Origin of the sequence: Aureibaculum algae (genome assembly GCF_006065315.1) — a bacterium.
Classification (GTDB): domain Bacteria; phylum Bacteroidota; class Bacteroidia; order Flavobacteriales; family Flavobacteriaceae; genus Aureibaculum; species Aureibaculum algae.
This window is the reverse complement of record NZ_CP040749.1, coordinates 30,816-45,126: the sequence shown is the minus strand read 5'-3', so window position 1 is coordinate 45,126 and position 14,311 is coordinate 30,816. Positions and strand designations below refer to the sequence as shown.

At 32.8% G+C, this 14,311-nt stretch carries 13 protein-coding genes and 1 other RNA gene; 8 read left to right on the top strand and 6 right to left on the bottom strand.

Annotated features, from left to right (window positions below; all coding sequences use genetic code 11):
* Positions 1-7 precede the first annotated feature (7 nt).
* Together FF125_RS00175 and FF125_RS00170 are read left to right on the top strand one after the other, a co-directional pair.
* A complete protein-coding gene (locus FF125_RS00175) occupies positions 8-862 on the top strand; it encodes a hypothetical protein (RefSeq protein ID WP_138947884.1) in 855 nt (284 codons plus the stop codon).
* Positions 863-902: 40 nt separating this feature from the next.
* Positions 903-1,940, top strand: coding sequence for a transglutaminase domain-containing protein (locus FF125_RS00170; RefSeq protein ID WP_138947883.1), 1,038 nt, complete (start codon positions 903-905; stop codon positions 1,938-1,940).
* A gap of 112 nt (positions 1,941-2,052) precedes the next feature.
* Here the strand turns inward: FF125_RS00170 and FF125_RS00165 are convergent, their stop codons facing one another.
* Positions 2,053-4,608, bottom strand: coding sequence for an adenosylcobalamin-dependent ribonucleoside-diphosphate reductase (locus FF125_RS00165; protein ID WP_138947882.1), 2,556 nt, complete (start codon positions 4,606-4,608; stop codon positions 2,053-2,055).
* A 175-nt stretch (positions 4,609-4,783) separates the two neighbouring features.
* Positions 4,784-5,149 carry a DUF1801 domain-containing protein gene (locus tag FF125_RS00160; RefSeq protein ID WP_138947881.1) on the bottom strand — a complete coding sequence of 122 codons (366 nt, stop codon included), beginning with the start codon at positions 5,147-5,149 and terminating at the stop codon, positions 4,784-4,786.
* Between the two features lie 101 nt (positions 5,150-5,250).
* Between FF125_RS00160 and FF125_RS00155 the strand changes: the two genes are divergently transcribed.
* Genes FF125_RS00155 through FF125_RS00135 form a run of 5 tightly spaced genes read left to right on the top strand, consistent with a single transcriptional unit; the run spans position 5,251 to position 8,601 of the window.
* On the top strand, positions 5,251-5,889 hold the full coding sequence (locus FF125_RS00155) for a hypothetical protein (protein ID WP_138947880.1): 639 nt from the start codon (positions 5,251-5,253) through the stop codon (positions 5,887-5,889).
* Positions 5,890-5,891: 2 nt separating this feature from the next.
* Positions 5,892-6,191, top strand: a complete 300-nt coding sequence (locus FF125_RS00150; RefSeq protein WP_138947879.1) for a winged helix-turn-helix domain-containing protein — start codon at positions 5,892-5,894, stop codon at positions 6,189-6,191.
* 53 nt (positions 6,192-6,244) lie between these two features.
* Positions 6,245-7,642: a DUF4153 domain-containing protein gene (locus FF125_RS00145; RefSeq protein ID WP_138947878.1), complete on the top strand. Its 1,398-nt coding sequence runs from the start codon at positions 6,245-6,247 to the stop codon at positions 7,640-7,642.
* Positions 7,639-8,037, top strand: coding sequence for a hypothetical protein (locus FF125_RS00140; protein WP_138947877.1), 399 nt, complete (start codon positions 7,639-7,641; stop codon positions 8,035-8,037). The genes FF125_RS00145 and FF125_RS00140 overlap by 4 nt, the downstream gene beginning before the upstream one ends.
* Positions 8,038-8,601 (top strand): TVP38/TMEM64 family protein, encoded by a 564-nt coding sequence (locus FF125_RS00135; RefSeq protein ID WP_138947876.1) that lies wholly within the window; start codon positions 8,038-8,040, stop codon positions 8,599-8,601.
* 42 nt (positions 8,602-8,643) lie between these two features.
* On the opposite strand, the gene FF125_RS00130 is transcribed toward FF125_RS00135, so the two are convergent.
* Together FF125_RS00130 and FF125_RS00125 are read right to left on the bottom strand one after the other, a co-directional pair.
* Complete coding sequence (locus FF125_RS00130) at positions 8,644-8,865, bottom strand: DUF3820 family protein (protein WP_233098718.1); 222 nt, start codon at positions 8,863-8,865, stop codon at positions 8,644-8,646.
* A gap of 57 nt (positions 8,866-8,922) precedes the next feature.
* Complete coding sequence (locus FF125_RS00125) at positions 8,923-10,128, bottom strand: NAD(P)-dependent oxidoreductase (protein ID WP_138947874.1); 1,206 nt, start codon at positions 10,126-10,128, stop codon at positions 8,923-8,925.
* Positions 10,129-10,234: 106 nt separating this feature from the next.
* Here FF125_RS00125 and ssrA point away from each other — a divergent pair.
* Positions 10,235-10,629: a transfer-messenger RNA gene (gene ssrA / locus FF125_RS00120) on the top strand.
* A 248-nt stretch (positions 10,630-10,877) separates the two neighbouring features.
* Here the strand turns inward: ssrA and FF125_RS00115 are convergent.
* Positions 10,878-13,334 (bottom strand): TonB-dependent receptor, encoded by a 2,457-nt coding sequence (locus FF125_RS00115; protein ID WP_138947873.1) that lies wholly within the window; start codon positions 13,332-13,334, stop codon positions 10,878-10,880.
* A 46-nt stretch (positions 13,335-13,380) separates the two neighbouring features.
* Positions 13,381-14,292, bottom strand: a complete 912-nt coding sequence (locus FF125_RS00110; protein ID WP_175418837.1) for a FecR family protein — start codon at positions 14,290-14,292, stop codon at positions 13,381-13,383.
* Between the last annotated feature and the right edge of the window lie 19 nt (positions 14,293-14,311).

Genomic DNA, 14,311 nt, shown 5'->3' with positions numbered 1-14,311 from the left:
TACTGTAATGATTAAAATTAAATTTTTTCTAAGTATCATTTTATCTTTGATAACGTTGAGTCTTTTGGCACAAGAATCGAAACCTACAAGATATACAGCGAGTAATACAGGTAAATTTTTTGTGAGTTGGGGAGGCAATAGAACTTCATTTACCAATTCAGACATCACCTTTAAAGGGGCTGATTATGACTTTACGTTGACAGATGTAAAATCGCACGATAAGCCTAAAGGTTGGCATATTGACTATATTAACCCTGGCCGGATGACTATTCCTCAAACGAATGCGAAAATTGGATATTTTATTAATGAGCATTATACGGTTGCTATTGGTTTAGATCATATGAAGTATGTGATGACCCAAAATCAAACTGCACAAATTGATGGTGACATAAATATGCCAATTACTGAACCTGGAGCTGTTTTTAATGGCTCATATAACAACGTTCCTATTCAATTAACACAAGATTTTCTAAAATTTGAACATACAGATGGTTTAAACTTTATCTATTCTGAATTTTCGAGATTTGATGATATTTCCTCACTTTTCAATATTAAAAATACGGATGTATTTCAAGTGAATATTACTGAAGGAATTGGTGCTGGTGTTTTGTACCCAAAAACCAATGCTACGCTTTTATCAAAAGAACGCCATGACGATTTTCATATTTCTGGATATGGTGTTGCGTTAAGTGCAGGATTACATCTTAATTTCTTTAAATATTTCTATATTAGAGGTGATCTAAAAGGGGGATTTATTGATATGAACAAGATTAGAACCACTAAAAGCGGTGCTGATAGTGCTTCTCAATCATTCTTTTACCTTCAAAGAGTACTATCTCTAGGAGGGATTTTTAGGTTATAGATTACAATTTTTTAGCTAAAATATTGTTATATAGTTTATTGTGAGAAAAATAACGCTATACCTGTTGTTGTTTTTGTTTATAAACAAAAGCTATGCTCAGCAATTTGATATTGCTGAACAAATGAACAATATCCATTCTCCAATTGCTTCCATAAAAACCATGACGAATGAATATGATGCTGTTGACGCTAGAGTAAGAAGCTATAGTTCAGATTACAAAAGCTCGGCGGCCTTAGCAGAACAAATTCTCAAAGATTTTACGACGAAAAAAGATAGAATTAGAGCCCTCTATACTTGGCTTTGTATTACAATTAAATATGACATGGTTTCCTTTTCTAAAGGACAGACTGAAATTGGTTTCAGTTATACCTCTAAAACGGATTTTGACCGTAAAATGAAGGTTATAAACAATTCTATTGTCCATAAAACACTTCAGACCAAAAAAGCAATTTGTGAAGGTTATGCCCAAACGTTTAAAGAAGTTTCAGAATACTTAGGTATTGAATGTAAATTAATTGGAGGATATGCTAAAGGTGATGTTAGTGATATTAATACTATTCCAGAAGCAGAAAACCATGCGTGGAACGCTGTTAGAATTGATAAAAAATGGTATTTGATTGATGCTACTTGGGGTGCAGGTTATACCTATGGCAATAAATGGTTTGCTCAATTTGACGATTTCTATTTTTTTACTGACCCTGATCAATTTGCCCTTACCCATTATCCTTCTGAAACGGAATGGTTACTAACTGAATCTAAACTGACACTAAAGCAATTTTATAGCAAACCCATTTATAAAAATTCTTTTTTTCTTAATAAATTGAAATTAATTTCACCGAAATTTGGTGTTCTTGAAGAAGCAACTAAGACAGATATTGTATTTTTAATGGGGCACTTACCTGAAAACATGAATTTGTTCTATGCGTTTAAGGGCGATAGATATAGTAAAAAAATTGAACCTGATTGTAATAGTGATCAATGTACCTTTAACATCCCATTTACAAAAACTAGCGATTCTGAATTGTATATTTTTGTCAATCAAAGACCAATTTTAGAGTACTATGTTAGACTAAAATAATAGAGTAGTTATAATTTGATGTCATTCCGAGGTACGAGGAATCTCATTAATATTTGTTATTACATTTAAAAAGATTCCTCGTACCTCGGAATGACAAAATACAATTGTTTACCTACCCACACTTAGACATTCCACAACTTTTGCATTTCAAACAACCTTCTTCAAAAACCAACCCTTCTGGATCGCCACATTCGCTACATTTTTTGTCCTTTAGTATGGCATCTTTAGGAATAAAGCGTTTTAAAGCTCGTGCAACACCATTTTTCCATGTATTGATGTGATCGTCATATAAATTTAGATTCTGAATTAAATCAACCACGTATGGCATTGGCATACCATGACGTAACACACCAGAAAGTAATTTGGCATAGTTCCAAAATTCTTTATTGAAAGATCTAGACAATCCTTCAATAGTTGTTTTATAGCCATCACTATCTATATATTGAAAATCGTATCTGGCTTCGTCTTGTTCATCTCTATTTTTTATTACCCAACCTTTTTCAACCCATTGTGGTAGGTTAAAGGCATCTTTCATTTTTCCTGTAAAAATTTCGTAAGGTTTTCCATCAATTAATCCAATAACTGCCAACCATTTTTCTGATTCATTGTGGAATCTAATAATTTCAGCTTCAATTCTATCTGGTCTTTTAGCAACTATAGTTTCTTCTTGATATCCTTCCTTTTTTTCTTTGCTTTTTTCATCTGTTGATACCAAAATACCACTTCTTGAACCATCTCTATATACGGTAATACCTTTTAAGCCTTGCTTCCAAGATTCAATATAAATATCTCCAACCTTATCAACAGTAACGTCTGATGCTAAATTAATGGTTGAACTAATTGAATGTGTAGTGTATTTTTGAACTAAAGCCTGCATTTCAACACGTTTGTTCCAGTCAATTTCAGGGGCAGTTGCTCCTGCATATGGACTTTCTTTAACTTGAGTTTTACCTGTGGTGTTCATCCAAGTTTCAAACTTTTTATGATAAACAGTAAATTCTTCAAAAGCATCTCCTAATTCATCTACAAAATCTACTTTAGAATTTTCGTCATTGGTATTCACTTTTCTACGACGTACATAAGATAACATGTACACAGGTTCAATACCTGATGATACTTGTGCCAACATACTTAATGAACCTGTTGGAGCCACCGTACTAATTGAAATATTTCTTCTTCCGTTTTGCATCATTCTATCATACAAATCAGGAAACTCATTACTCATCATTTGAACAAATTCAGAAGTATCTTCAATGTTTCTATTAAATACTTCAAATTGCCCTCTGTTTATGGCCATATCAATACTACTGTCAAATTCAGCTACGAATTTTTTCTTCATTATGGCATCAACCACTGATAAAGCTTCATCTGTATCAAATTTTATTCCCAAAGCGGCAATAGCATCTGCTAAAGCAGTAAAACCTAGACCAGTTCTTCTTCCTTTTTTACCAGTTTCTGATAATAATTCCCAAATTTCTCTTTCTGTACGTTTGATATGATCAGGTTCAGGGTCTGCTTCAATTTTTGCTAAAATTTTATCTGCAGCCTCCAATTCTAAATCAACTAAATCATCCATTAAGCGTTGCGATTCATATACAACCTCGTAGAATTTTTTATAATTGAATTTTGCTTTTTTAGTATATGGATCTTCTACAAAACTGAACAAATTAACTGCAATTAAACGACAACTGTCGCCACCTTGCATTGCAATTTCAGAACATGGATTTGTAGAACTATTTTTAAATTCAGGATACACTGATGAGGTAGAATAGTGATGCTGTCTATCCCAAAATATCAGACCAGGTTCAGCTGAATTATGAGCACATGTTATAATTTTTTCCCATAATTCATTAGCATCAATTTCTTTGGTATATTTTGGTTCTGAACTTTCGATAGGCCATTGCAATGTGAATTTTGTATTGTTTACTACAGCATTCATAAACGCATCAGATAATCTGATAGAAATATTTGCACCTGTAATCTTAGTTAGGTCTTGTTTAATTGTAATAAAGTCTTCAATATCTGGATGAGCAACGTCCATGGTTAACATTAACGCACCCCGACGACCATTCTGAGCAACTTCGCGTGTTGTATTTGAGAACCTATCCATAAATGATACGGCTCCAGTAGTAGTTCCTGCCGCATTTGATACCAAAGCATCTTTTGGACGTAACTCAGATAAATCTACTCCTACTCCACAACGTCTTTTAAATAATTGTGCTAATTGCTGATCGGTATAACAAACACCTCCATATGAATCTACTACTGATGGTACCACAATACAATTAGAAAGTGAAGCAATTACTTCTTTATTACCCAAACCGAACATCACACTTCCTTGTGGAATTACATATTTAAAATCTTTAAAAAGATCATATATTTTTTCTGTGGTTAATGGTTTTCTCGCTTTTCCATATGTAGATAAATTATCTGAAACTTTGTCTGTTGGAATGTAATTTTTTTCAATTCTACCAAACTCCTCCGCCATACGTAAATGCATCTCATCAGGAGATTTCTCCTTATAGTTTCCAGTTTTGTCTTTGAGACAATACTTGTTAATCCAAGTAGTAGCAGCTAGTTCGTCACCTTTAAAATAGGCTAATGAGCTTTCTAAAACTTCTTGATAATCATAAATTTCAGCTTTGATTTTGGTAATTTCTACAGACATAATCGATTTTTATTGATATTTAGAGCTGTCAAAATTAACCTAGAAATTTACATGTTCCTGAATAGGTTTTGAATTTTAATAACAATGAGAGGTTGAAAACTTTTTAGAGAATTAATCTCTAAAATGTGATTTTTTTTAGCTAAATTATTCAGCAATTATTGCTATGCTTTAAATGCTAATGGTTAAACATTTTATCCTTAACTGAATAAGCATCTTTAAGTACATTTATTAAAATAGTTTCATCAATTTCTTCCAATGAGGAATATCGTAATGATTTAATTACTTTACGCTTGGCTGTTGTTAAAAGTTCTAAATGAGCCGTTAAATGAGCTCCATTCCAAAAGCCTAAATCTACAAATTGCTCGCTTTTACTTACATTCAAATAACAAAATGGTCTTTTGTCTATATAATAAAAGGGAATTCTGTATTTGTATTTTAAATCAACTTCCGAAATAATTTTTTCAATAATTATCTGTAAGTGCAATACTATAGATCGATAAGGTTCAGGTTGATTTAAAATGTAATTTTCTGCTGGGTTCATAATTCAAAAAATTAATTCATGCCATTTAATAATCACAAAGTAAATAAATTCTTGCACATTTCAAATATTCTATTAACTTTGCATTTCAAAGTACTTTTATTATGAGTGAGAAAGATTATTTAAAAGACATTTCAGAGATTAAAGATATCATGAACCGTTCAACACGGTTTATTTCATTAAGTGGACTCTCAGGAATATTGGCAGGAACCTATGCTTTACTTGGGGCATACATTGCCTACTTGTTATTAGGAGATGCTAATTATAATTTTGACTATTCTACTGAAATTCTAAAAACGAACTATACAACACTTAGCTCTTTAAAAAATTCATTAATAGGGGTTGCCTTAATTGTCGCTTTTTTATCTGTCATTTCAGCCTATTTTTTAACAAAGCAAAAGGCAAAAAAGAATAATGAAAACATTTGGACACCAGCTTCTCGCCAACTAATTAGTAGTTTTGCAATACCAATGATTACAGGAGGGGTATTTATCTTTCTTTTAATTCAAAAAGGTATTTATGGTATTGCTGCACCAGCTGCTCTGATATTTTATGGATTAGCTTTAATAAATGCTAGCAAATACACATTAAGTCAAGTCCGGTTTTTAGGAGTGTTAGAAATATTATTAGGATTGTTAGCCTTGGTGTTTTTTGGTAATGGATTGTTATTTTGGATCCTTGGATTTGGCATTCTACATATTATTTATGGTGCATTAATGTATTTTAAAATGGAGCGGAATTAAAAGTGAAAGACATAATTAAAAATATAAACAAACTCTTTGATCATAGAATCAGACTAGGAATTATGTCTGCTTTAATGGTTAATGACACCCTCGACTTTAATACGTTAAAAGAATTGCTTGATGTTACCGATGGTAATTTAGCGAGTCATATTAAAGCGTTAGAAAAAGCAGATTATATTAAAATAAGAAAATCATTTATTGGTAAGAAAACCAATACAAAATATAATGCTACACATTTAGGTACATTAGAATTCAAAAAGCATTTAACCGCCTTAGAACGAATCATCAATAATAAACCTTAAAATTTTTTATCTAATCACTTTGTATTTCAAAGTGCTTTTAAAATAAATGAAACATGAACAAAAACATTCCATTAATCGCTAGTTCTCTAATCTTTAGCTTATTATTCTTTAAGCAGAATATTGGTTTAAATTTCCTATTATTCTCAATGCTTACAATAGCACTACTCTTTATATTTAATAACAAGCAGTTTAAAACAACAAAGGTGCTAACCACTGCACTCGTTTTTCTAGCCACCGCAACCTTTGTCTTTATTTACAACGCTACGTTAAGTGTAATATCGAGCATTGTTGCCTTTTTTTATCTTTTAGGAACAGTAAGTGAAGTAAACTCCTCCGTTTACATTCAACTCCTTAATGGCTTTTTCTCTTCAATCGCTTCGGGTTTCTCCATGTATTACAATCGTTTCTTAGAAGAGACAGAAGCCGTAAAAAAGAAAAGCATCGATTATGTTTACTGGCTAAAAATGATTGGAATACCAACAATAGTGTTGCTCATATTTGTAATCCTATACCGAAGTGCTAATCCCTATTTTGATGAACTTTTAAATAAAATAGACTTTAGCTTTATCAACTTTCAGTGGATCTTATTTACCACATTAGGCTATTTTTTACTGTTAAACATTACAAGTCCAATTACAATTGAATCGGCTACAGCTTTCGACTTAAAAACAGATAATAATCTCAACAAAGATGACATAAAACCACAATCTAATGAAAACTTAGGTCAAGAAAACCAGTTGGGAATCATTTTACTTGTCCTCTTAAATATGCTTATTATATTCTTCTTAGTTACCGATACTATTTATTTAACCCATCTGACTGACCTAAATGCGTCAGACCTCTCAAAAGCCGTTCATGAAGGTGTCTATGCCTTAATAACATCAATAGTTTTTGCCATCGCTATCATACTTTACTTTTTTAGAGGAAACCTCAACTTTTATAAGAAAAACAAAAACTTAAAAACACTAACCACACTGTGGATTTCCCTTAACATTTTCCTTATTTTATTCACAGCGTATAAAAACAATCTCTATGTTAATTATCATGGTTTAACCTACAAAAGAATAGGTGTTTTTATATATTTATTGTTATCAATAATTGGCTTAATAACCACTTTTATAAAAGTATATGCTACCTATAATTTCTGGTTTCTTTGTCGTAGAAATATCAGTATTGGGTTTGTTGCTTTACTTGTCTCCTCTACCATAAATTGGGATAAATTAATCACAAAATATAACACACAACACGCAGAGCACATAGACTTTGATTATTTAATAGACTTGTCCGATAATAACACGTTTACACTTAAAGAATATGTAGATGTTCTTACAAATGAACCACCAATATCAGCTCAAAATAAAATAACTCATAAATACAATCAGTATTGTGAAAATTTAGAAAACAATAATTGGCAGGAACTCGTTTTTGATAATTTAATACTTAAGCCATGAATATTAGTGCACGAATAATAAAGACAGCCTTTAAGTCAGCACTCTTAGCAGCATCCTTACTCTACTTCGTTATACTTGGTTTAAATGAAGGGCGAATTTTAGACGCTCTCCCTTTTCTACCTATTTGCCTAATCGTAAGTTTTATTCTTAGTATGCTAGGCGTAAGTTTTACCATTGTTCCCTTTTACTATCTTGGAAAAAAAGATCAATTACCTAAAATAGGTAAGAAATTTTTCCCTTTATATGCAATTTTATCTTTTTCATTCTGTTTAATGTTCACTATAATAACTGATTTTATAGCTGCATTTGTTATTCTCGGCATTGCCTATATAACAGCAATGTTTGCATGGATGTGGTTTTTTATGTTGAACACGAATAAAAATAATTCAAAGTAATTGAAGAAGACAAAAATTTATCTTAGAATTTTTTGGGTAGCACTTGTACTTATAGGGTTGGCCTTATTCTTTTTATATCCGGAGAAATTTACTCATGACTCGATTTCTGCCTTTGTAAAAGAAAATTCTACGAAAATATTTTCAACTTATATTGGAATTTGTCTAATCCGCGGTTTATTTTTATTACCGTCTACTCCATTTATTTTTGCTGGCGTTCTTCTTTTTCCAGAATCACCTTGGACTGTGTTTTGGATCTCCATGTTTGGAATAATGACTACTTCCATTTACCTTTATTTTGCTTCTAAATTCTTAGAATTTGGAAACCTTTTTGGTCAAAAACATAATTCAAGAAAAACCAAAATAATAGAAAAATTAGACAAACATGGGTTTTGGGTAGTTCTCGGTTGGTCTTTTTTCCCTTTAGTCCCAACAGACTTAATTTGCTATATTGCCGGCTCTACACGCATGAACTTTATAAAATACATTTCAGCCATTTTTATTGGGGAGTCAATTCTTGTAGCGTGCTATATATTTCTAGGAGAAAGTATATTAAAATTGATTTGATTATCGTAAAAATAATCTAAATCTTGACTTTTTTAGCATCCCTTAACTGTCCCTCCTTTTTATCTCTTTTACTAAATGCTCTAAGCCATTTAGTTTTAATTCATAAACTAAGCCGAGCATCATCCCTAATTTTCCTTTCGGGAAACCTTTGGCATGATACCAAACGATATAATGCTCTGGCAAATCGATAAGGTCTCTCCCTTTAAATTTACCATATGGCATTTTAGTGTTGGCTAAATCGATAAGAAATTGTTTGTCTTGCATTATAGTTAGTGCCTAGACACCCCTAAAGTCCCCTCGAGGGGACAATTAATTTGTATTTTATTCTTTACCGTCAACGTAATATTGAAGGTATTTAAAATTTTCAGTGAGCTTACCGTTCTCGGTCATTTTTGCTCGCTGTAAAACACCATCTTTATCATCATTAAAAAATGCCGGAATTACATCTTTCAAAAACATGTTTCCAAATCCGCGACTCGCATTATCAGGTAATTCGCAAGGCAAATTATCTACTGCCATTACAACGATAGCCTTAGCATCTTTATAATCAATCTCTTGACTCGTTTCAGGATTGTACCCATAAACTGGATCAGCAATTGTAGAAGGTCGGATAGTTGGTGCAACCGGACCATCAATATCACAACTAATATCTGCAATTACTTTTATATTAAAAGTATCTGATTTTGTGTTGTCATGTGTAATTATATACGGAGCACCTTCACCATAAAAATGGGCCGCAATATACAATTCACTTACCGCTGCAAAACGCATAAATGTTGATTCGTACTCGCTCGGGTTTTCGAAAAAATCATATTTATCTAATTCCTGTCCGTCTTTACGAGCATTATAATCTAAAGCATCTAATTGCACATAAACAGGTTCATTAAATTCGTTTTCTAAATAGTCATTAACTGAAACTTCTTTAATTTTTAATATCTCTAAAATTTCTTTTACTCCTGTACCTACCTTTCCTGTACCAGTTACCACAATTTTAATTGCAGGTACTTTAATTTTCTTTAATTCCTCCTCTAATTCTTTTCCATCTTTTAAACTGTCTGCATTTGGCAAATTTATACCACCAAATTTAAGACCATATGCTCTAATAGCATTATAGGCCCCAACAATTCCTGCGTAATATCCAAAACCTATTAATCGATTCCCACGGCTATCAGTAACCGTTTCGTGATCATAAAAAGTAATGTTTTTATCGAGAATGGCCTTTAACAACGCTCTGTTATAGGGTTGTTTTTTTATAGTATGTGAAAAGAAAAAATAAGATTTGTTGGCAATTAAACTATCAATGGTAGCTTCTTTTACACCCAACATCACATCGCAATCTGAAACATCTTCAGAAACCGAAATACCTAACGCTCTATATTCTTCATCTTTAAAAACTCTAATATCAGAAGGTTGAACAACCACTTCTGTATTAGGATAAGTTTCTAATAACTGACAACAAGCCTCAGGCGATAAAACCACACGACGATCTGGCGGACTTTTTACTTCTTTTATTATAGCAAACTTCATATGTTAGGTTTTGGTACAGATTTTGTTGCAAGGTATTATGAAATAAGGTATTTAACAAGTTTTGATTTCAAAATTATAACTATCTTTGTAAATTAAATAATAAATTGGGGGCGACTGGTTTTGACAGCAAGACCAATTGAACTGTAAGCATGTCGAGCAATGAAATAGTACTCGTAAAACTCAATTTCAACACTTTAAACGGCGAGAATAACTACGCTTTAGCTGCATAATCCGAATTACAGTAGGATTTAGCCTCGTCTCTACTAGGTAGAGAAGCTTTATGTCTCCTGACAGCCTTTGTTAATGGCGTTCAAGTTTGAGACATCGTAAAAATTGACATAGAAATGCTATACTTCGCTAGTGTTTTGAAACTAAAGAAGATAAGCTAAAAGTGGGCGGTTGTCGGTCAGCTTTTGGACGAAAATTAAACGATGACTATGCATGTAGAAAGCACTTTAGTTGCTTGTTTGGACGAGGGTTCGAGTCCCTCCGTCTCCACGATCATTCACAACTATGTTGTGGATTAAAACATAAAAAACCTGCCAAGATTTCTTGAGCAGGTTTTGTTGTTTTAAGACACCTGGCTTGCAAAGACAGGTAGTTGTAATTGCAGTACTGGATAGTAGGGCCCATTGCACAACGTGCAATGAATCCCGACATTCATAGTTTACTTGAGCAGGTTTTGTTATTTTAAGACACCTGGCTTGCAATGGAAGTAATCTTTACATTTCAATCAAAGGTATTACTTTCTAAAACAATATGCTGAACACAGCATTGGGCGTAAAGGCTAATGCGTTTTTAGTTCCTTGTTCAATTTGCCCTTCTTGAACACGATAAAAATTGGAGATTCTATTTTCTTGATTCAACACATTTAAAACCGATACCCCAGCTTTAGCTCGGATTCCTGAAACAATTTTAAATTCATAAACTGCAGATGCATCTAATCGCAAATAGTCTTCAAGGCGACTACTATTGGTAGTTTCATATTGAATAGTGTTTTCTTCAACCTGTTGGTTTCCGATTGGGCGTGTAGTGGGTTTACCAGTATAGTAGTTAAGACCAGCAGAAAATTTAAAGTTGGCTGCAGAAAAAGTAGATCCTAGCGTTACTGCATGCGTTACATCAACGTTATTTGGAAATTTTGAAGGAATAAATTCGTCAAAAGTATACGTGTTTTTGCCATACGAATAGCTCAACCAACTACTGATCCTTTTTATTCGTTTATTTATCAGAACGTCTAGACCATTGACGGTATAAGAGCCTATCGATTGATCATAGATATGAGGTCCTAAAAATCCTTGACTCTGTGATGTAATTTGATCTACATTTTTATGATATCCAGTTGCACTAATCAACCAGCCTCTATTTGAAAAACTGAGACCTAGAGAAGCTTGTTTGCTTTGAATAATTGGAACTTCTTCTTGGTTTGACAGACGCCATCTTCTTTTTTCAACCCCTAAAAAGTCATTTTGAAAATTAATAATTTGAGAGGTATTTTGATGTTTCAATTCTCCTGCAATTTCCAAGTTAAAATAGTCTGCAAACCGCTGATTAATTGCAATTCTAGGTTCTATTAAATGTTGTTTAAATTTTTCTACATAGGTATATCTCAACCCTCCTTTTATTTGAGTGTTCCTGGATTCAGAACTAAAATTTACAGCAGAAAAAACCGCATGCTCACGAATTACCTCTGTTTCTAAAGTTAAAAATCTAGGATCGTCAACATCGGTAAGATTGGAGATGCCTGATTCTATAAATTGATATCCATTAATAAAAGACCATTGTGGACTTGAAATATATGTTGTTTTTAATTTTAATGAAGACTCTGAAACCTTGTTTTCTTGTTCTAAACGCTGATTTTCTAAAACATCTACATTAATCGCATTGAGTCGGTAATCAGTCTCATAAATTTGAATACTAGTTTTAAATTTATTTGACCAATCTCTTTGGTAATACACCCCTTCGGCAGTTGTATTTTGAATTAATCGACTCTCTCGTGAACTTGCTTGTTGGTTTTGCTCATCTTTTTCGTTAAAGATTAATTCATTATTAACTTTAATAAAGTTAAATCGAATTACATCTCTTGAACTGGGACGGTACAGCCACCTTATGGAAGTATCATAAAAATCAAAAGAAATACCGGAGTGTACAACTTGAGACGAATTTTTATCTACTTCACTATCTTGTAAAACACGATCATAATAGGCCGTGTATGTTGGTGTTTCTACAAAGTCATTTATTGCTTTTCTCGCTGCAATTTGAACCGAAGACTTTGTACCAACTGGTACGTCAATAAAAACATTAGCATTTGTGAAATTAGACCCCAAACTACCAGTAAATTTATCAGTTATCTTATCGTCCGTATTCATTAGAATGGTTCCTGAAACCCCATCCGTATAATCAACGCCTGTTCCATTTTTTATCAAGGACACCTTAGATGTAATTAAAGGATTAAACACCGAAATTAATCCGAAAAAGTGTCCAGATTGATACATCTTTATACCATCCCACAAGAGTAGATTTTCCGCATTTGTTCCTCCGCGAATATTAATATTAGAAACCGTTTCATCAGCACTTTGAACACCTGGTAAAGCTTGTACCGTCTGTAACACATCCGTTTCTATTAAGCCCGGAACAAGATCGAAATTTTTAAAATTAATTTGCATGCTTCCGTCGGCAAGTTTATTAATACCCTTGGCAATATAATTTGCCAGCACTATTTCATCTAAAGATTCATTTTGAAGACTAAGCTTTATGGTGTCGCAAGCTTTCGTATTAAAATCAGCCGATGTGAAAATTACGGGTGCGTAACTTAAATGACGTATGTCAATGATTTCATTTTTGTCTGCTACGGTTAAACTAAAGAACCCCTTTGCATCTGAGATTGTAGCGTCTGCATCACCAATTATAGAAGCAGAAGCTATTGGCGTTTGATCAACCTGATCAATTAAAAATCCACAAATATTGAAAGCCGTATTAATTTTATTAATGACTATATAATTGCCATCAAGAAACCTAAATTCAAGTCCAGTTGTTTCGTGAAGATATTCAACGGCCTCTTTTAGATTTAATTTGGGGTCAGGAGTTAAAATAAAAATATTTTTTACAATCTGATCTGCATAAGTAAATTCGTAATCAAAACGCACTTGTAAATCTACTAATATTTCAACGAGCGGTTTTTTACCATTATTGTCTTGTGCAAACAATAAGGAGCCGTTAAAAAGGTAAATTACAAGTACAAAGCATTTTAATTTATTCACTCGTGTATAACAAAATTTTAGTCGGTCCTTCTTTCGTATACTTCAAGTTAAAAGAACTCGTGACAGATTGAAGTGCCTGTTCAAGGTTTAAATGGGTAAAGCCACCCGTAAATAATTGATCAGTATCAATATTCTTAACGGTAATTTTGACCGCAAATTGTCGTTCTAATTCATTCAGCACCTCAATTAAAGGAATGCTTTTAAACGTGCTTTTATTCGTAATCCAAGAAGGTTCACTTTGCGAAACTTCATCTAAAGACAGTTCGCCGTTACGAATTCTCAATGATTTACCAATCGTTAACACTTGATTAAAGGCATCACTTTCTACCTGTACAACCCCTTCAAAACATTTAACCTCAAAAAACCCATCACGCTGGTTCACAGTAAATTGTGTACCGTGCACAGAAACAACACCGGCACTTGTAATTACATCAAACTTAGAACCTTTAGCCACTTTGAAAAAAGCTTCACCTTTTAGCCTTAGTTCTCTTTTCTCGTCCCAACTCTTTTTATTATAGCTAATTGTAGAAAGATTATTTAATATTACGGTAGAAGCATCTGGTAACTTAAAGGTCTGTTTTTGACTAGCAAGTGTTTTAACTGTTGTAGATCGGTCGCTAAAAAATGTAAAGAACATTCCCAAACTGATAATAAGAATTGCAGCAACTCTCCATAAAATTTTACGAGTATTAAGTCGTACTACTTTAGATTTCTTTTGCCCATTACGTATGGTCTTAAACTCATCGTACGATCTCGGTTTCGAAAAGTTAGAAGCCTTAAATTGCTGAGCTCCTTCAACAATTTCAGTATGTAGCACATAATCTTCTGACTGCTCAAACTCTTTCAGTTCGGCGTCGGTCAGATCATTAGATAACCATTTTTTTAATAATTCTTCTTGGTTCATTAAATTCATTTATTTACTT